The organism is Microvirga lupini, from assembly GCF_014191055.1.
Taxonomy (GTDB): Bacteria; Pseudomonadota; Alphaproteobacteria; order Rhizobiales; family Beijerinckiaceae; genus Microvirga; species Microvirga lupini_A.
Genome location: NZ_JACHWB010000002.1, coordinates 181674 through 201315, shown reverse-complemented (window position 1 = coordinate 201315; position 19642 = coordinate 181674). Strand labels below are relative to the sequence as shown.

General features: G+C 63.3%; 10 protein-coding genes. 8 read left to right on the top strand and 2 right to left on the bottom strand.

Features of this window, described 5'->3' with window-relative positions; genetic code table 11:
* Positions 1-159: 159 nt before the first annotated feature.
* The 6 genes from FHR70_RS08025 (at position 160) to FHR70_RS24300 (ending at position 12118) form a co-directional block, all read left to right on the top strand.
* Complete coding sequence (locus FHR70_RS08025) at positions 160-1374, top strand: S1C family serine protease (protein WP_183448929.1); 1215 nt, start codon at positions 160-162, stop codon at positions 1372-1374.
* 140 nt (positions 1375-1514) lie between these two features.
* Positions 1515-2213, top strand: a complete 699-nt coding sequence (locus tag FHR70_RS08020) for a winged helix-turn-helix domain-containing protein (protein ID WP_183448927.1) — start codon at positions 1515-1517, stop codon at positions 2211-2213.
* A 22-nt stretch (positions 2214-2235) separates the two neighbouring features.
* A complete protein-coding gene (locus FHR70_RS08015) occupies positions 2236-3657 on the top strand; it encodes a sensor histidine kinase (RefSeq protein WP_246407947.1) in 1422 nt (473 codons plus the stop codon).
* Between the two features lie 96 nt (positions 3658-3753).
* Complete coding sequence (locus tag FHR70_RS08010) at positions 3754-6705, top strand: bifunctional [glutamine synthetase] adenylyltransferase/[glutamine synthetase]-adenylyl-L-tyrosine phosphorylase (protein WP_183448923.1); 2952 nt, start codon at positions 3754-3756, stop codon at positions 6703-6705.
* A 969-nt stretch (positions 6706-7674) separates the two neighbouring features.
* Entirely contained in the window at positions 7675-9651 is a 1977-nt protein-coding gene (locus tag FHR70_RS24305; RefSeq protein WP_343058756.1) for a calcium-binding protein, read from the top strand.
* 844 nt (positions 9652-10495) lie between these two features.
* Positions 10496-12118, top strand: coding sequence for a calcium-binding protein (locus FHR70_RS24300; RefSeq protein WP_281381300.1), 1623 nt, complete (start codon positions 10496-10498; stop codon positions 12116-12118).
* Between the two features lie 123 nt (positions 12119-12241).
* Here the strand turns inward: FHR70_RS24300 and FHR70_RS07960 are convergent, their stop codons facing one another.
* Both FHR70_RS07960 and pepN read right to left on the bottom strand, forming a co-directional pair.
* Complete coding sequence (locus FHR70_RS07960) at positions 12242-14569, bottom strand: ATP-binding protein (protein ID WP_183448921.1); 2328 nt, start codon at positions 14567-14569, stop codon at positions 12242-12244.
* Between the two features lie 191 nt (positions 14570-14760).
* Entirely contained in the window at positions 14761-17412 is a 2652-nt protein-coding gene (pepN, locus tag FHR70_RS07955) for an aminopeptidase N (RefSeq protein ID WP_183448919.1), read from the bottom strand.
* A 194-nt stretch (positions 17413-17606) separates the two neighbouring features.
* Here pepN and FHR70_RS07950 point away from each other — a divergent pair, with 194 nt between their 5' ends.
* Together FHR70_RS07950 and xdhA are read left to right on the top strand one after the other, a co-directional pair.
* Positions 17607-18047, top strand: coding sequence for a VOC family protein (locus FHR70_RS07950; RefSeq protein WP_183448917.1), 441 nt, complete (start codon positions 17607-17609; stop codon positions 18045-18047).
* Positions 18048-18156: 109 nt separating this feature from the next.
* A complete protein-coding gene (gene xdhA, locus FHR70_RS07945) occupies positions 18157-19638 on the top strand; it encodes a xanthine dehydrogenase small subunit (RefSeq protein WP_183448915.1) in 1482 nt (493 codons plus the stop codon).
* The last annotated feature ends 4 nt before the right edge of the window (positions 19639-19642 follow it).

The window sequence follows — 19642 nt, the reverse complement described above, 5'->3', positions numbered from 1 at the left end:
ATCAGGCGCTTGTCCCGCAGGAGCAAGTGAAAGGTGACCCTGTCCGCCTGACGCGAAACCTTACCAACATTTCATCTGCGGGTGAGAGTACCGTAAGGCGCCAAGCCCCATCTTGCTCCCATGACGAACCCAGGAAGGTTCTACGAGGAGATGCAAGAGATGTCGGACAAGGTTTCCACTTCCGCCCGCAAGCGCACCGCAAAATGGCTCGGCGCAGCGGCCGTGGCTGCGTTGATTGCAGGCGGCGCCGTCGAGAGCGGTCTCGTTGCCCCCAATGTCGCCCATGCCGAGTTGCGCTCCATGGCGCAGCCGATCCAGAATGTTCCGTCGTTTGCCGACGTGATCGACCAGGTCAAGCCTGCCGTCGTCGCCGTCAAGGTCAAGGTGCAGAACGTCGCCGACCGCAACGACGATGATGACGACGGTCAGCAGTTCTCCATGCCGGATCTGCCTCCCGGTCACCCGATGGAGCGCTTCTTCCGTCAGTTCCGGGATCAGATGCCCGGTCGCGGCGAGCGCGGTCCGCGCAGCGAGCGTCCCCGTCAGTTCGGCCAGTCCCTGGGCTCCGGCTTCTTCATCTCGGCTGACGGCTATGTGGTGACGAACAACCACGTGGTCGACAATGCCTCCGAGGTCACGGTCACCATGGACAGTGGCAAGGAACTGAGCGCCAAGGTGATCGGCACCGATCCGAAGACCGATCTCGCCCTGCTCAAGGTCGATGGCGGCAGCGACTTCCCCTATGTCCGCCTAGCCTCCCAGAAGGCCCGCATCGGCGATTGGGTGGTGGCCATCGGCAACCCGTTCGGCCTCGGCGGCACGGTGACGGCCGGTATCGTTTCGGCTCAGCACCGCGACATCGGCGCCGGTCCCTACGACGACTTCATCCAGATCGACGCCTCGGTGAACAAGGGCAATTCCGGCGGCCCGACCTTCAACCTCTCCGGTGAGGTCGTGGGCGTGAACACGGCGATCTTCTCGCCGTCGGGCGGCAATGTGGGTATTGCGTTTGCCATCCCGGCGAGCACGGTTGAGACCGTTGTGGCCTCGCTCAAGGACAAGGGCTCGGTGACCCGCGGCTTCATCGGCGTGCAGATGCAGCCGGTGACCAAGGAGATCGCGGAGGCCATCGGCCTTAAGGAGCCCAAGGGCGCCCTCGTGGCCGATGCCATCAAGGACGGTCCTGCCGCCAAGGCCGGCGTCCAGACCGGCGATACCATCATCGCGGTCGACGGGCAGCCGATCAACGAGGCCAAGGATCTGTCGCGCAAGATCGCGAACGTGGCCCCCGGAAAGTCCGTGTCGCTCACTCTCTGGCGTCAGGGCAAGGAGCGGAATGTGACCCTCGAGGTCGGGAGCCAGCCGAAGGCCTAATCCCTTCCGATAACAGCAATGACATCAGGCTTTCCTGTTGATTGCCCCCGACACCTGGTGTCTTCTGCCCGCGGCGGGCCGGTCTACCCCCTCCAGGACCGGCCCGCCGTCGGGCTTTTTATTGTGTAGCGTGCAGGCTGATGCGGATTCTGATCATCGAGGACGACCGGGAGGCTGCCTCCTACCTCGTCAAGGCGTTCCGGGAAGCGGGCCATGTGGCGGACCATGCCGCCGATGGCCTCGACGGCTACGCCATGGCGGAAGCGGGCGACTACGACGTGCTCGTGGTCGACCGCATGCTGCCCAAGCTCGATGGCCTCTCCCTGATCCGGTCTCTCCGCGAGCAGAAGGTCGAGACGCCGGTTCTCATCCTCTCGGCGTTGGGCCAGGTGGACGACCGGGTGAAGGGTCTGCGTGCCGGCGGCGACGATTACCTGCCGAAACCTTACGCCTTCTCCGAGCTTCTCGCCCGTGTCGAGGTTCTCTCGCGTCGGCGTGCCTCCGCCCCTCATGCGGAGCCCACAATCTATCGCATTGCCGATCTCGAACTCGACCGCCTGTCACATCGCGTGACGCGGTCAGGTCAGGAAATCGTTCTGCAGCCGCGCGAGTTCCGGCTGCTCGAATACCTGATGAAGAACGCCAATCAGGTGGTCACCCGCACCATGCTTCTGGAGCACGTCTGGGATTATCATTTCGATCCTCAGACCAATGTGATCGACGTTCATGTCTCTCGACTGCGCGCCAAGATCGACAAGGGCTTCGACAAGCCGCTCATCCACACCATCCGCGGCGCGGGCTACACGGTGCGTGTCGGTGCCGAGGGGGACGAGGAATGAACGTGCCGTCATGAAAGCCTTCATGAGCGCCCTCGGAAAGCTTTTCCGCACGACCGCCTTCAAGTTGTCCTTCGCGTATCTGCTTATCTTCACGATCTTTGCCTTCGTCGGGCTCGGCTATGTAGCCTGGAACGCCCAGAGGCTTCTCACGGAGCAGTTCGTCTCCACCATCGAAAACGAGATCGACAGCCTGTCCAATCTCTACAGGTTCGGAGGGTTGCGCCGCCTCGTCACAAGCGTCGAGCGGAGATCGCGGGCGCCAGGCGCCTTGATCTATCTCGTCACGACGGAAGCGGGCGAGCGCGTCGCTGGCAATGTGGGCGCGCTGCCGCCCGACGTGCTCGGACGGACCGGCCAGTTCGAAACGCTCTACAATCGCACCGACGAGACGGAGACCCGGCCCGATGTGGCCATCGTGCGCGTCTATCTGCTGCCCGGCGGGTTCAGGCTCCTTGTCGGTCGCGACATCGAGGAGCGTCGTCGGCTGCAGGAGATCATCCATCGCGCATTCGGCTATTCGCTGCTCTTCATCGGCGTGCTCGGCTGCCTCGGGGGTTGGTTCATCACCCGCCGGGTGCTCAAGCGCGTGGACGACATGACGGATATCACGCGCCATATCATGGCGGGGGATCTCGGCGGGCGGCTGAAGGTGGCCGGAACCGGCGACGAGCTCGACCGCCTCGCGCAGAACCTTAATGCCATGCTCGATCGCATCGGCGAGCTGATGCGCGGCATGCAGGAAGTCTCCGACAACATCGCGCATGATCTCAAGACGCCGCTGACGCGCCTGCGCAACAAGGCCGACGAGGCCCTGCGCACGGCCAAGACGCCCGACGAGCTGAAGATGGCGTTGGAGGCCACCATCGACGAGAGCGACAACCTCATCCGCATCTTCAACGCGCTGCTGATGATTGCGCGGCTCGAGGCCGGCAGCGCCCGCGAGGGGTTGGCCGATTTCGATGCGGCCGAGGCTGTGCGCGGCGTGGCTGAACTCTATGACGCGCTGGCTGAAGAGGCGGGCGTAGACCTGGCGGTATCGGTCGAAGACGACCTTCCAGTTCACGGCAGCCGTGAGCTTCTCGGGCAGGCAATGTCGAACCTCCTCGATAATGCTCTCAAATATGGCGCCTCGTCCGACACCCCCAGCAAGACGATCAGCGTGTCGGCCCATCGCCGCGACGGCGAGGTGTGGATCGCGGTGGCCGACCGGGGACCTGGGATTCCGGAGGCCGAGCGGGGCAGGGTGCTGGAGCGGTTCGTTCGCCTGGAGACAGCCCGCTCCCGCCCCGGCTTCGGCTTGGGGCTCAGCCTCGCCGCTGCCGTGGCAAGGCTCCATGGCGGGGCGCTCCGGCTTGAGGACAATGACCCCGGCTTGAGAGTCGTGCTGGCCCTGCCTCTGAAGGCGGTCGATCTTCCGCAGCCAGCCCTCCAGACCGCCGCTTAAGCCTGAAGGATAAGAGCCTCGCGGCAGTTTTCGGTTGCCTCTGGATCGCCGGCGTGAACACTCGGGCCATCTTCCCGAACCCGAAGAGACCCGCCCGTGCCGGATGCGAATGACTCCCTCCTCAATCGCCTGACCAAGGCGCCGCTTGTGGCCGACCCGAAGCGGGCCAAGGCGCAACTGCGGGACTTCATCGACCGTGTGCGCGACGAGCCAGAGTCGGCTGCCCTGCTGGAGCATCTCGACGAGGGCCTCTTCCGCGATCTTCTCCTGGGCCTTGCTGATCATTCCCCTTTTCTCTGGCAGTTGATCGTCAATGACCCCGCCCGCGTGGCGAGGCTGGCCTTCTCCTCTCCGGAGGAGGCGCATCGCGCCATCATCGAAGGCCAATCCAACCTGTTCCGTGAGCTGCGCTCAGGTGCGATCACGCGCGATGATGCTGTGCGGGCCTTCCGGCAGAACCGCAATGCCCATGCGCTCCTCGTCGCCATGGCCGATATCGGCGGCCTCTGGGGCACGGAGCAGGTGACGCAGGCGCTCTCCGATTTCGCCGACGCATCCGTTGCCGGCGGCGTCAATCTCGTTCTGACAGAGATGGCGGATCTCGGGCGCGTCAGTCTCGTGAACCCGGATCAACCGGGTGAGGGCTCCGGCTTCACCGTGCTGGCGCTGGGCAAGCACGGGGCAGGGGAGCTCAACTATTCGAGCGACATCGACCTCGTGATCTTCTTCGATCCCGACACGACGATTCTGCGGGATCCTTCCGAGGCGGCGACGATCTACACCCGCATCGCCCAGCAGCTCGCCAAGCTCCTGCAGGAGCGTACCGCCGACGGCTATGTCCATCGCGTCGATTATCGCCTCCGCCCCGATCCGGGATCGACACCGACCGCTGTCTCGCTCGCCTCGGCCTATGTGTATTACGAGACCGTCGGGCAGAACTGGGAGCGCGCGGCGCTCATCAAGGCCAGGCCCGTGGCCGGCGACCTCGCCGTCGGCCAGAACTTCCTCGACGAGCTGCGGCCTTTCATCTGGCGCAAATATTTCGACTTTGCCTCCATCGCCGACGTGCATGCCATGAAGCGGCAGATCCATGCGGTGCGCGGGCATGACCAGATCGCTGTAGCGGGTCATGACATCAAGCTCGGACGCGGCGGCATCCGCGAGATCGAGTTCTTCGTGCAGACGCAGCAGCTCGTGTTCGGTGGCCGCCGCCCCGCCCTGCGCGGGCGCCGCACCCTCGACATGCTGAAGGCTCTTCATGATGAGGGCTGGATCACGGCCCATGCGCGCGACGAGCTCTCGGACGCCTACCGGTTTCTTCGCACCATCGAGCACCGGCTGCAGATGGTGGCGGACGAGCAGACGCAGCGTCTGCCGGCGGACGAGGAGCAGCTCAAGCGCTTCGCAAAGTTCTGCGGCTATCCCAATCTGAAAGCGTTCTCGAAGGCGCTCACCGATCAGGCCAAGATCGTGCAGGGTCATTATGCCCTGCTCTTCGAGGAGGGGCCGGAGCTCGCCTCCGATGCAGGCAGCCTCGTCTTCACTGGGTCTGACAACGATCCCGATACCCTCGCGACCCTCCAGCGCATGGGCTTCCACGAACCGGAGCGCACGGCCGAGACGGTGCGCGGCTGGCATTTCGGCAGGCGCCCTGCGATTCAGAGCGCCCGCGCCCGCGAGGTGCTGACCGAACTGACGCCGGCGCTGCTGTCCGCGCTCGGCGGCACGGCCGATCCCGATGGAGCGCTCGCCGCTCTCGATCGCGCCTTCGGGCGCATGCCGGCCGCCGTCGAGCTCCTCACCATCCTGCAATCGCACGACCGCCTGCGGCTTCTCTTCGCCGATCTTCTCGGCACTGCGCCACGCCTTGCCGATACGGTCGCGCAATCGCCGCATGTGCTCGACGCACTCATCGACCCCGCCTTCGGAACGCCCACCACCGACGACGAGACCATCGAGACCCAGGTGAGGCAGCTCATCGGCCCGCCACGCGACTTCGAGGATTTTCTCGACCGCGTGCGCGATGCGGCGCGACTGATGCGTTTCATCACCGGCGCGCGACTGCTCTCCGGCGTCATCTCACCGACCCAGACGGGAGAGGCTTATGCGGCCATCGCGCGCGCCGTGATCCGTGCATCCTTCGACGAGGTACGTCGAGCCTTTGAGGTCGAGCACGGCATCGTGCTGGGATCACGCATCGCGATCCTCGGTCTCGGGCGTCTCGGCAGTCGCGAGCTGACGGCGGGCTCCGACCTCGATCTCGTGGTGATCTACGACTTTGATGAGAATGCCCGCGAGAGCACAGGCCCGCGTTCGCTCGACGTGGTGGTCTATTACACGCGTCTCACCCAGCGTCTCGTCTCGGCACTGACGGTGCCGACGCGGCGCGGTCTGCTCTACGAGGTCGATCTGCGCCTGCGCCCGCAGGGCGGCAAGGGGCCGGTCGCGTCGCAGTTCAAAGGCTTCCTTGCCTACCAGGAAGCCGAAGCCGATCTGTGGGAACACATGGCGCTGACCCGTGCCCGTGTGCTCGCCGGCGACGATGACTTCGGCGCAGACGTGACCGAGTCTGTAAAAGACATCCTCACGGCGAAGCGTGATCCGAAGAAGGTGTTCAAGGAGGTGCGCGCGATGCGCGAGCTGATCGCGCAGGAGAAGGGCGACGGCGACCCCTGGGACCTGAAGCTCGCCCGTGGCGGCCTCACCGATCTCGACTTCATCGCACAGGGTCTGGTGTTGGCTTCCGCGAACGAGCATCCATTGCTCGTCGGCCTTTCCGTCGAAGGCACATTCGCGAAGGCGCAGGCTGCAGGCTTGCTCGATGACGATGACGCAAGGACGCTTATCGAAGCGCATAAAATGCTCAACGACGTCTTCCAATGGCAGCGGCTCACCATCGAAGGCAAGTTCGACGCCGGCGCTGTGCCGCCCGTGATCCTCAAGCGCCTCGCGACAGTGGCGGGGCTGCCGAGCGCGAAGGTGTTGGTGGAGCAGATGCAGGAGATATATCGCAAGGTCAGCGCGATCTTTGTTGCATCGGTCGGGTGACACCCGATCTTCCGCACTTACATCGCCTGCCGCTTCGGAAGCGATCATCAAGAGTTGCGATTCGCATGGGAATGTAAAACTTTTCGTATATTTATGAGACATTTAAGCGATCAAGAATCTGCGTTCCCCTCCGTTTTGAGAGTTATCGCTTCCCTAAAAATTTGCTCGGAATGCGCTGAACTTAAGCAATCTGCAAACGTGCAGTGTTGACGTTGGGGGCAGTTCGATATGGCTGATAGGCAATTCACGGCGCTTGAAGAGGAATATCTCGCTCACACGGCGCGCTATGGCGGGTCGGTTGGATATGGTGGTGCTGTCAACGGTGGCACGAGTGGCGGCGGTGTCACAAGGGTCAACGCCAATGGCAGTGTGAGCACCGGCAATGTTAGCAACCTTGTTGGCGTGAAAGAAAATTCTGATGGCAGCACGACCAGAACTTATCAGAATCCAGATGGAAGTTTAACAAGTGAAACACATCCAAATCAGTGGGGTCTAACAACAACGATTAAAACATCAACTCAAAACGGAATTACTACGATATCAGTGCATCGTGGGAGTCAAACTACTATTACTGAGACCCGTGATGTCTTGAGCAATAGGCTTCTGAGTGAAACAGTCGTAAGTAATAATATAACTGATGATGGGGTAAATCACCCATCAATTCACCGAATTGTTTATGGACCTGAGTTTAATTACGTTTACTGGCGCACTGCGAGAGGTAATGAGACTTGGTATAATGTGCGTCCAGACGGTACTACGTTTGATCGCCGCGAATATACTGCAGCGGAGCGTGAGGCAGATTTTTGGAGGGAGTACTGGTTTGAGCCTGTCAAGGGACCAAGGCATATTCCGGATGGTGACGGCAGCGATAAGCCGGTCCTTCTAGAGTTCTTGCTCGGCGACGAAACATATTTCGTTTCTGCAACCCTGGGAACGAACGATGCCGATGTTCTGGCCGCAGATGGTTTTGTGAGTGGGGGCGGTGGCACTGATATCCTTGTGGGCAGGGAGCGTGACGATATCCTGCAGGGCGGCGAGGGCGATGACATTCTGAATGGCGGTGCAGGTAACGACCTGCTGATCGGCGACGCCGGTTTCGACTGGGCATCCTATAGCAGGGCAACTTCCGGCGTAGTGGCGGATCTCGCCAACAGCGGCGTCAACACCGCCGAGGCTGCCGGCGATAAATATCGCGACATTGAGGCGCTGCAGGGCTCGGAGTCCGGCGACTCGCTCGCCGGCAACGAGGTCGGCAATGCACTCTCCGGTCTCGGTGGCAACGACATTCTGGTCGGCCGCGACGGCAACGACCACCTTGATGGCGGCGAGGGTGACGACATCCTGCGTGGCGGGGCTGGAGCGGATGTGCTCGACGGCGGCGCGGGCTTCGACTGGGCGTCCTATCTGGAGGCGAGCGCCGGCGTGGTGGTCGACCTGACCGCTCCTGCGGCCAATGCCGGCGAGGCGCAGGGGGACATTCACCGCAACATCGAGGCGCTGCAGGGCTCGAACCACGCCGACACTTTCTTCGGCGACGGTATCGGCAATGCGCTGTTCGGCCTCGGTGGGGCCGACTGGCTGATCGGCCGCGGCGGCAACGATCATCTCGATGGCGGCGAAGGCAACGATACGCTGAACGGCGGCGCAGGGGCCGATATCCTTGAGGGCGGGGCGGGCGTCGACTGGGCCGTGTATACGGATGCCCCCGCCGGGGTGCGGGTGGACCTGCTTAACCGGGCGCTCAACACCGGCGAGGCCGCCGGCGACACGCTCATCAGCATCGAGGCGTTGCAGGGCTCGAACCATGCCGACCAGCTCGCCGGCTCGGACGGCGACAACTGGCTCTCTGGCCAGGGCGGCAACGACGTGCTGCAGGGCCGCGGCGGCAACGACACACTGGAGGGCGGCGCCGGCGATGACATCCTGCAAGGCGGCCTGGGGGCCGACCGGCTGATCGGCGGCGGCGGCTTCGACTGGGCCTCGTATGCGGAGGCCACCGCCGGCGTGACGGCGAACCTGTCGAACCGCCTGGCCAACACCGGCGAGGCGGCGGGCGATGTCTACGAGGGCATCCGCGGCCTGCAGGGCTCGAACCATGCCGACACGCTGACCGCCGACACCACCACGCAGGGCAACGCGCTCTCGGGATTGGGCGGCAACGACGTGCTGGTCGGGCGCAAGGGCAACGACCATCTCGACGGCGGTACAGGTGATGACATCCTGCAGGGCAACGAGGGCGCCGACGTGCTGAACGGCGGCGCCGACTTTGACTGGGCGTCGTATATCTATGCGACCTCCGGGGTGGTGGCGAGCCTGCTGAACAGCGCGGCCAACACCGGCGAGGCGGCCGGCGACACCTACATCGGCATCGAGGCGCTGCAGGGCTCGGCCTACAACGACGTGCTCACGGCGGCCGATTATCTCGCCGGCAATGCGCTTGTGGGACTGGGCGGCAACGACGTGCTCAACGGCCGCATCGGCAACGACTATCTCGAGGGCGGGGAGGGCCACGACACGCTCTGGGGCCAGGACGGGGCCGACGTGCTCACCGGGGGCAGCGGCAGCGACACGCTTTCGGGCGGGGCGGGGTCCGACCAGCTCACCGGCGGGGTGGGTTCGGACCTGTTCCGCTTCGACACGGCGTTGGGCACCGGCGGCATTGACCGGATTACCGACTTCACGGTCGGGCAGGATCTGATCGGGCTGTCGCGCAGCGTGTTCGCCGGGCTCGATCTCGGCGGCTACAGCTCGCTGTCGGGCGCTTCGGCTGGCCCTGCATTTACAATTGGTCGTGGGGCAACAAGCTACGAGCATCGTCTGATCTACAACAGCGCGACGGGCGCGCTGTTCTACGATGCCGACGGCATCGGCGGCGCGGCCCAGGTGCAGTTCGCCACACTCGCTCCCAACCTGCTCCTCAACCAGAACTCATTCGTGATGATCTGATGGAGTGAGCCTAACCGGCTTCCCATCGGGTATCGCGCATTACGCGCAACAAAGACAACGACCGGCGCCTCATCGCGCCGGTCTTGCAACATGCGCAAAGCACGAAGCTCACCTCGATCGGGTGAATATGTGTTTTAAGTCACATTATATCGTTATATGTATCTCTAAAAGGAATGAAGTGGTTGTTCTGCGAGGACAGATCCTCAGGAGAGACCATCCATGAGCGGCGCAGGAAAGCGGCATCCTGAGCCCAGAGAAATGCCGCAATCGGTCCAAGCCGGATCGTGCTTGGAAATTGAAGGGGTTGAGGATGTTTAGACCGTTTACACTCGAAGAAGAAATGAACAATTACTTCAATGGTTCGGGTGGTGATGTTGGATACGGGGGAACGCCTCAGCCCATAGGCAGTTCCGGAACAACGACAACCACGATACGGCAAGGGCGCCCCGTCACAACAACAACCCACGCGGACGGCTCAACCTCATCGTCGACGTACTACTTGTCGGGTGACGGTGGGCAAATGACCTATATCACGACTACGGTCTCTGCTGATGGAATGGAGATTGAAACGACAACCCGTATCAGAACTCCAACCCATTGGGACAACAATGGTAACATGATCGGTTGGAGGGATAACATCGTAAGGGAAAGACGGGATCCTATCGACCGTCTCATCTCTCGTGAGGACACTCAAGTCGAGGTGATTCCGCCTGTTGACGGTCAAGGATTACCTGCGGGTGGCAATTCGGAAATCCCCAATTACCTGAGCGATCCTCACTCACACTACAACCAACTTAACTTTCTCCTCGGTAACGATAATGTAAACGATGTGCTGATCGGCAGTATGGCGAACAACTTAATGTTCGGCGGCTCCGGCGACGACATCCTGATCGGGGGGCTCGGCGCGGATCGCCTGATCGGCGGGGCTGACTTCGACTGGGCTTCATATAGCGGTGCGGCCTCCAGCGTTCACGCGGATCTCGTCAACAACGCTGGGAACATCGGCGAAGCCGCCGGAGATACGTATGATGGCATCGAGGCGCTGCAGGGCTCGAACCACAACGACGTTCTCGCCGGCAACGAGATCGGCAATGCGCTCTCGGGTCTTGGCGGCAACGACATTCTGAACGGCCGTGGCGGCAACGATCATCTCGATGGCGGCGAGGGTGACGATATCCTCAACGGCGGCGTTGGAGCTGATACCCTGGTCGGCGGTGCCGGCTTCGACTGGGCGTCGTACTCGGAAGCCACTGCGGGCGTGCGGGCTGATCTCGCCAACAGCGCGGTCAACACTGGCGAGGCGGCGGGCGACAGCTACAGCAGCGTCGAGGCCCTACAAGGCTCGAACTTCGGCGACCAGCTCGCCGGCAATGAGATCGGCAATGCGCTCTCGGGGCTTGACGGCGGCGACGTGCTGCAGGGCCGGGGCGGCAACGACCATCTCGACGGCGGGGCCGGCGACGACATCCTCAACGGCGGTGCCGGCGGCGATGTGCTGATCGGTGGGCTGGGCTTCGACTGGGCCTCCTACATCGACGCTGCGGCGGGTGTGACGGCGGATCTGGCGAGCCATTCCGGCAACACGGGTGAGGCGGCGGGCGACAGCTACGTCGGCATCGAGGCGCTGCAAGGCTCGAACCACGGCGACGCGCTCGGCGGCAATGAGATCGGCAATGCCCTGTTCGGCCTGGGCGGCAACGACAATCTGCAGGGCCGGGGCGGCAACGACCATCTCGACGGCGGGGCCGGCGACGACATCCTCAACGGCGGTGCCGGCGCCGACATTCTCGATGGCGGGGCCGACTTCGACTGGGCGTCGTATGCGACCGCGACATCCGGCGTCACGGTGAGCCTGGCGGACAACTGGCTCAATGCCGGCGAGGCGTATGGCGACACGTTCATCAGCATCGAGGCGCTGCAGGGCTCGAATTATGCCGACACGTTGAGCGCAGCCAATTATCTGGCCGGCAACGCGCTTGTGGGCCTGGGCGGCAACGACGTGCTGACCGGCCGGATCGGCAACGACTATCTCGATGGCGGCGAGGACAATGACTCGCTCTTCGGTCATGGCGGCGCCGACGTGCTCACCGGCGGCAATGGCAATGACCTTCTCTGGGGTGGTGTCGGGGCCGATCAGCTCACCGGCGGGGCCGGCGCGGACCAGTTCCGCTTCGACACCGCGCTCGGCAACGGCAACATCGACCGGATCACCGACTTCACGGTCGGTCAGGACCTGATCGGGCTGTCGCGCAACGTGTTCACCAGCTTCGCCTCGAGCGGCGCGCTCTCTTCGGCAGCGTTCACGACAGGCGCCTCGGCGACGAGCTATGAGCACCGTCTGATCTACAACAGCAGCACGGGGGCTGTGTCCTACGATGCCGACGGGATCGGTGGAGCCGCCCAGGTGCAGTTCGCCACCCTCGTCGGCAACCCGACCCTGACCGCCTCATCCTTCTTCCTGATCTGAGGCTGAGCGCTCGGGCGGCTGCGCATCCGCGGAGCTGCCTTCGAGATTGCGAAAAGAGAAAAGCCGACGCCTCACAGCGCCGGCTTTTTGATGAGATGAATCGTCTCTGAAGATGCAGCGCGTTTACGCCGCCGCATCTGCCAGGGCGATGTCCGCGTTCGTGGCTTCGGTGAGCGGCAGGTGGACCAGCACGATGGTGCCGACGCCTTCCTGGCTTCTGATGCGTAGCGATCCGCCGTGGAGCTCGGCGAGCGAGCGGGCAATGGCAAGACCCAGGCCCGAGCCCTTGTAGCTCTTCGAGAACTCGGTCTCGACCTGCTCGAAAGGCTGGCCGAGCTTGTGCAGGGCGTGATCGGGAATGCCGATGCCGTTGTCTTCCACGTAGATGTTGACGGCGTTGCCGGCTTGACGCGTGCGCACCGTGATGCAGCCACCGTCGCTGGTGAACTTCGTGGCATTCTGGAGCAGGTTGACGAGGATCTGGTGCAGGGCGCGCTCGTCTGCCGGAACGATGATGTCCTCAGGGCTCACATCGACCGTGACGGAGAGGTCCTTGGCCTTTGTCTGCTCGCCTACGAGCTTGAGGGCGCGCTGGATCGAGGCATGGACTTCGATCGGCTGCTTCGTGAGCGTGGTGCGGCCTGCCTCGATGCGCGACATGTCGAGGATGTCGTTGATCACCGACAGGAGATACTGACCGCTCGAGCGGATGTCGGAGCAGTATTCCTCGTATTTCTCGGAGCCGAGCGAGCCGAAGATGCCGCTCTGCATCACCTCCGCGAAGCCGATGATGGCGTTGAGCGGCGTACGCAGCTCATGGCTCATGTTGGCCAGGAATTCGGATTTGGCGCGGTTGGCGCTTTCGGCCTGGGCCTTCTGGTCGAGATAGCGTTCGGCGAGGTCGGCGAGCTGATGCGTCTGCGCTTCAAGCTTCTGGCGCGACTGCTTGAGATCGAGAACGGTGGCGATGAGCTCCTTCTCGGACTCGACGAGGCGGTGCTCGTGACGCTTGAGTGCCGTGATGTCCGTGCCGACCGACACGTAGCCGCCATCCTTGGTGCGGCGCTCGTTGATCTGCAGCCAGCGACCGTCCTGAAGGCGAGCCTCGAAGGTGCGTGCGCCCACGTCCTGCTGCTCGCGGCGCAGGAACTGGTGCTGCACCTCTGGCGGGCGGCCCAGCGCCATCACGTCCGCATAGGACTTGCCCTGCAGCTGCGCATCGGCCGGCAGCTCGTGCAGCTTCTGGAATTTCGAGTTGCACAGCACGAGGTTGTTGTTGGCGTCCCACAGCACGAAGGCTTCGGAGATTGCTTCGATGGCGTCGTGCAGGCGGGCATCGGCCTTGGCGGTCTTCTCTTCGAGGCCGCGCTGCTCGGTCACGTCGACCGCGATGCCCACGAGATGGCTCGCCGCGTCATCCGGATCGCTCATCAGCTCGGCGCGGGCGCGCAGCCATACCCAGTCACCCGTGAGGCTACGGATGCGGAACTCGTAATCGAGAAGCGAGGTGCTGGCGGAGGCGAGCTGTTCGGCAATCGTGAAGAGATCCTGATCCTCGGGGTGGATCATGGCGTTCACTTCGCCGAAGGAGAGGAACTCGTCCTGGCGCTCGTAGCCGAGAAGCTCGTACATGGAGTCGGACCAGTAGATGCGGCCGCGGCCGATGTCCCAGTCCCACAGGCCGCAGCGTCCGCGGTTGAGAGCGGAATCGATCCGGTCGCGCACCTTCTCGCAAACCTCGTCGGCGGCGCGCGCGCGGTTCGCCTGCATCACATAAGCTACACCGATGCCGAGCAGCACCAGGATCGTGGCGCCGAGAAGCGAGACGTGGCCGATGGTGCGCGTCCACCAGCCCGACAGGATGTGCGGCATGGGCTGCACGAGCGCGATCTGTCCCGAAGAGGCGTGCAGCGCACGAACGGTTGCCATGCCCTCAACGCCGCCGGGAAGACGGACCGTCATGACGCCGGCGCGGTCGGCAAACAGCATCAGCGGCTGCGCTTCGCCCAGGATGTCGGTGAGCTTGACGGGAGCATCCTTCATCGGCGGATGAACGGCCAGAATGACGCCTGCCTGATCGACCAGCATGAGCGTGCGGTTCTGCGTCAGGGCGCTCGGCGGCATGTCCTTGGCGAGGTGCTCCAGCTGCGCCGCAGCTTGAGCATTGTTGGCCGGAGCCGGAATGGCGCCGAGCTTTGCCGCCGACAGAGAGGCAATGATGTCGATGTCGCTGATGGCGTCGAAAAGCGTGTCCTTGCGGCCATCGCGGATTTGCACCCAAGCGCTGCCGGCAAGCGTGATGAGAAACAGGATCAGAACCGCCGGGACCGCCAGGCGGAGCAGGGGCTCATATCGCTCAAGCCGTCGATAGGTGAGGTTCGCGTCTGATCGCGTTACCCCTAGAATCGTACCCGCGCGTGCGGGTACGCATGCGGTCACCGCCCCCGCCATGCGATGCTTCCTCCGGAACCATTTGCGTCCTGTTTCGGAGGACGTGCCGCATCTCTCCGAATCACTAACAATAGAATCTTGAGCGGGTGATTTGTCTAGTTAGTAGAACCCGAAGGTTAATAAAAAATTTCCTATGCCGCTTTCCCCTGGGGAAATCCAGGACAAGTCAATAACCCCCTCAACCATATAGGTTATTCCGACTGGCTCTCCTCGAGGGAACGGCTCACGATGTCTCCTACATCGCGGGAAAGATTGGGCTTTTGCGCGATGGAGCGAAGGGCTTCTTCCGCGTGTTTCCGCCGGGTGTTTTCCATCATCCGCCAGGTGCTGAAAGCGGTGAGCAGGCGAGCGGCGAGTTGCGGATTCAGCTCATCCGCGCGCAGCACGATTGAGGCCAGGAACTGGTAGCCCGCCCCGTCCGCCCGGTTGAACTGAACCTGGTTCAGCATGGCAAAGCTGCCGATCAGCGAGCGCACCCGATTGGGATTGCTGATGGAGAAGGCAGGATGCTCCATCAGGCGCTTCACCCGCTCGAGAGTTCCGTCCTCCGGGATGGCAGCCTGCAGGGTGAACCATTTGTCGATCACGAGCGGTTCGTTGCGATAGCGCTCGCCGAACTGGGCGATGGCGTCCTCGCGTGCTTGGCCCGGAAGGGTCGTCAGGACGCTGAGCGACGCGAGCCGGTCCGTCATGTTGGTCGCAGACTCAAGCTGCGCCGAGGCAAGCGCTTCGCCGGCGCGTGAATCGGCCGCGGCCAGAAGATCGAGGCAGGCGTTGCGCAGAGATCGGCGTCCGGCGCTGACCGCATCGGGGCTGTAAGGGCCTGAATCCGTGAAGGCGTCATAAATGCGTTGCAGGCGCCGGCTGCAGGCCGTGCCGAGGCGCTGGCGCAGTTCGGTTCTGGCGCGGTGGATCGCGTCCGGATTGACGTCCTGACTGATCTCCTGTGCGATGTCCGCTTCGCTCGGAAGGGTCATGACGAGCGCCGCAAAAGCCGGGTCATCCTCGGCATCCTGATCGATGAAGGAGCAGAGGGCCGCTGCATAGGCTTCGATCTCCTCGCCCTTTGCCGACCCGTCGACCGAGAGGGAGGCCAGCAGTCGCATGGCAACGGTCTGCGCCGACTGCCACCGGTTGAAGGCGTCGGTGTCGTGCCTCAACAGAACCAGCAGTTCCTCGTTGGGCAGATCGAGCGATACCTTCACCGGGGCCGAGAAGCCCCGGAAGAGGGATGGGACCGGTAGAGACGTCACGCCCGTGAAGGTGATGCTGTCGGCGGCCTTGTCGAACAGGAACACGCCCCGTTCATCCACCCGGTCGCAGGTTGCGCTCATGGGGGATCCGTCATGCGAGACGAGGCCGAGCGTGACCGGAATGGCCATGGGATCCTTCTTCGCCTGCCCGGGTGTCGGGGAGGTGCTTTGTTTGAAGTCGAGGCGATAGGTCTGCGCAGCCTCGTCGTAATGGCTCTTCACCGCCACGCGGGGTGTTCCGGACTGCTCGTACCAGCGGGCGAAATGCGAGAGGTCGCGGCCCGTGACCTCCGCAAAGGCGGTCAGGAAGTCCTCGACCGTCGCGGCCGTGCCGTCGCACCGCTCGAAGTAGAGATCCATGCCACGCCGGAAATCCTCCTCGCCGATGATCGTCTTGAGCATGCGGACGATCTCCGCGCCTTTCTCATAGACGGTGGCGGTATAGAAGTTGTTGATCTCGCGGTATTGGTTCGGACGCACCGGATGGGCCAGCGGGCTCGAATCCTCCAGGAACTGCCGGGCCCGCAGGGTCTTTACCTCGGCGATGCGGTGCACGGGACGCGAGCGCTCGTCGGAGGAGAATTCCTGATCGCGGAAGACCGTCAGGCCCTCCTTCAGGCAGAGCTGGAACCAGTCGCGGCAGGTGACGCGGTTGCCGGACCAGTTGTGGAAATACTCGTGCGCGATGATCGCCTCAATATGAGTGTAATCCATATCGGTGGCGGTTTCAGGTGAGGCCAGCACGTATTTGTCGTTGAAGATGTTGAGGCCCTTGTTCTCCATTGCGCCCATGTTGAAGTCGGACACGGCGACGATGTTGAAGACGTCGAGGTCGTATTCCCTGCCGAAGACACGCTCGTCCCAGCGCATGGAGCGTTCGAGCGCGTCCAGGGCATAATCGGCGCGGTCCTCCTTGCCCGGCTCCACATAGATCGCAAGCTCGACCTCGCGCCCCCTCATGGTCGTGAAGGTCTTGGCGACCCGCCCGAGGCTGCCTCCCACCAGGGCGAACAGGTAGGACGGCTTGGGATGCGGATCGTGCCAGACGGCATAGTGGCGGCTGGAATCGTCTAAGGAGCCGCTCTCGACGAGGTTGCCGTTGCCGAGAAGCACCGGGGCCTCGTCGCGGTCCGCCTCGATGCGCGTGGTATAGACGGAGAGAACATCGGGACGGTCGAGGAAATAGGTGATGCGCCGGAAGCCTTCCGCCTCGCATTGGGTGCAGTAATTGCCGCTCGAGCGATAGAGGCCCATGAGCTTGGTGTTGGCCGTCGGGTTGACCTCGGTCTCGATGGTCAGGGTGAAGGCCTGCTGGGGCGCCTGGGCGATCGTGAGCGAGTGCGGCGAGGCCTCGAACTCTTCGTCGGACAGGACCCGCCCATCCAGAGACACGGATTTCAGATTCAGCTCGTCGCCTTCCAGGATCAGAGGTGCGCCCGAACGGCCAGAGGGGTTGGGGCTCATGGTGAGCGTTGCGGTGACGCGCGTCTCCGTCGGGTGGAGCTTTACGTCGAGTTCAACAGTGTCGATCAGGAAGTCACTGGGCCGATAATCCTCAAGGCGAACAATGGGGGCTGTCTCGGTGCGCATCGGGTACCCGTATGAAACGAAGTTGCGTTGGATCTAGGGCCTTAGAGGAGTGACCGCCAGTCTGCTTGGCGCAGCAAGGCTCAAGAGTCACCTGATCTTGGCCAAATCCAAGGCTTTTTCTGCGCAACAAAATGGTACCCCTTGATCTCCGGACGAAATACGCCATCACGTGAATTCCGCTCACGGAGACGATCATGGAATACCTGCACACGATGGTTCGCGTGTCGAACCTCGAACAATCCCTCGATTTCTTCTGCAACAAGTTCGGCCTGGTCGAGGTCCGCCGGATCGAGAACGAAAAAGGGCGCTTTACTCTCGTGTTCCTGGCGGCGCCCGGCGACGTGGAGAAGGCGGCAGACACGAAGGCGCCGCTCCTGGAGCTCACCTACAACTGGGACGAGCATGACTATGCCGGCGGCCGGAACTTCGGCCATCTCGCCTACCGGGTCGACGACATTTACGAGACCTGCCAGAGGCTGATGGATGCGGGCGTCACCATCAACCGCCCGCCCCGGGACGGCTACATGGCCTTCGTGAAGACCCCCGACAACATCTCCATCGAGCTGCTCCAGCGCGGCGAGCCGAAGCCCGTGCAGGAGCCCTGGGCCTCCATGGCGAATACCGGCACCTGGTAGTCCGAGCCCCTCGGCTGCCCCTTCGGCTGCCCCTTGGCGAAAAGGTCTTGCTCCGCCATTCTACCCGGCCCACCATAAGACAGCCGGGTCGAACCGGCGGAGGAACATCGTGGTACGAGAGACAATCCGCTTCTGGCGGCAGGGACGAGCAGTCGAGGTTTCAGGCTTTCACCCACGCACCACGCTTCTGGATTATTTAAGGCTTCAGGAGCGTCGCGTGGGCACCAAGGAAGGGTGTGCGGAGGGCGATTGCGGCGCCTGCACCGTGGCCCTGGGCCGAGTGAGGGGTGGACGGGTCCATTACGAGCCGGTCAATGCCTGCATCCTGCTGCTCGGCCAGGTCGATGGTGCGGAACTCGTCACGGTCGAGGATCTCGCGGCAGGCGGCGAATTGCACCCGGTGCAATCCGCCATGGTGGACGCGCACGGCTCCCAATGCGGCTTCTGCACGCCCGGCATCGTGATGAGCCTCTTCACCCTTTATCATGCAAGCGAGCGGCCCCTCAGCCGCGAGGCCGTCAACGATGCGCTCGCCGGCAATCTCTGCCGCTGCACGGGCTACAGGCCCATCGTCGACGCGGCCCTGCAAGCGTGCGGCGAACAGCCCAGAGATGCTTTCAGCACGAATGCCGAACACAATGTGCAGGGCCTGACGGCGCTCGCCGATGGGCAGGATGTCTTCATTGGGGATGAGACACGCTTCTTTGCGGCACCCGCCAGTGAGGATTCTCTGGCGGATCTCTATGCACGGCACCCGGATGCAACGCTTGTCGCCGGCTGCACCGACGTGGGTCTTTGGATCACGAAGGGTATGGCCGAGATCGAGAAGGTGATCTGGCTCGGGCGCGCGGCGGGACTCGACGTCATCGAAGAGGCTTCCGACACCCTGGGTATCGGCGCGACCGTGACGCATGCGGAGGCTCACCCGTCGCTCGCGCGCATCGATCCCGACCTCGGCGAGCTGATGCGCCGCTTCGGATCCTGGCAGGTGCGGGCCTCCGGAACGGTGGGCGGCAACATCGCCAACGGCTCTCCCATCGGCGATCTCGCGCCCGCGCTCATCGCCCTGAGCTCCGCGCTGGAACTGCGCCACGGCGATGCCACGCGCACCATACCGCTTGAAAACTTCTTCATCGCCTATCGCAGGCAGGATCGAGTGCCCGGCGAGTTCGTGCGCCGCATCGTGGTGCCGAAGCTCAAGGGTCACGAGGTTTTTCGGGCCTACAAGATTTCCAAGCGCTTCGATGAGGACATCTCGGCTGCCATGGGGGCGTTCAAGTTCACGCTCGACGGCAGGCGCATCGCCGAGGCTCGCGTTGCTTTCGGCGGCATGGGGGCGACGCCCAAGCGGGCGCTTGAGACGGAGCAGGCACTTGCAGGGCTCTCCCTCGACGATCCGTCGAGCTGGGGCGAGGCTATGGCGGCGATCGCGCGCGATTACCAACCGCTCGACGACCACAGATCCTCGGCCGCCTATCGGGCGACGGTGGCGCGCAATCTCGTGTTCAAGGCCTTGAGCGAGACCGCATCGGGCGAGACCCGTGCGACGCGCATCATCGGTCAGCGCGACGCGCTCCAGGCGGCGGAGTAGGGCC

Coding starts and splice junctions, on each gene's coding strand:
- FHR70_RS08025 (WP_183448929.1), top strand. CDS start 160: ATGTCGGACAAGGTTTCCACTTCCGCCCGCAAGCGCACCGCAAAATGG.
- FHR70_RS08020 (WP_183448927.1), top strand. CDS start 1,515: ATGCGGATTCTGATCATCGAGGACGACCGGGAGGCTGCCTCCTACCTC.
- FHR70_RS08015 (WP_246407947.1), top strand. CDS start 2,236: ATGAGCGCCCTCGGAAAGCTTTTCCGCACGACCGCCTTCAAGTTGTCC.
- FHR70_RS24300 (WP_281381300.1), top strand. CDS start 10,496: ATGGCGAACAACTTAATGTTCGGCGGCTCCGGCGACGACATCCTGATC.
- FHR70_RS07960 (WP_183448921.1), bottom strand. CDS start 14,569: ATGGCGGGGGCGGTGACCGCATGCGTACCCGCACGCGCGGGTACGATT.
- pepN (WP_183448919.1), bottom strand. CDS start 17,412: ATGCGCACCGAGACAGCCCCCATTGTTCGCCTTGAGGATTATCGGCCC.
- FHR70_RS07950 (WP_183448917.1), top strand. CDS start 17,607: ATGGAATACCTGCACACGATGGTTCGCGTGTCGAACCTCGAACAATCC.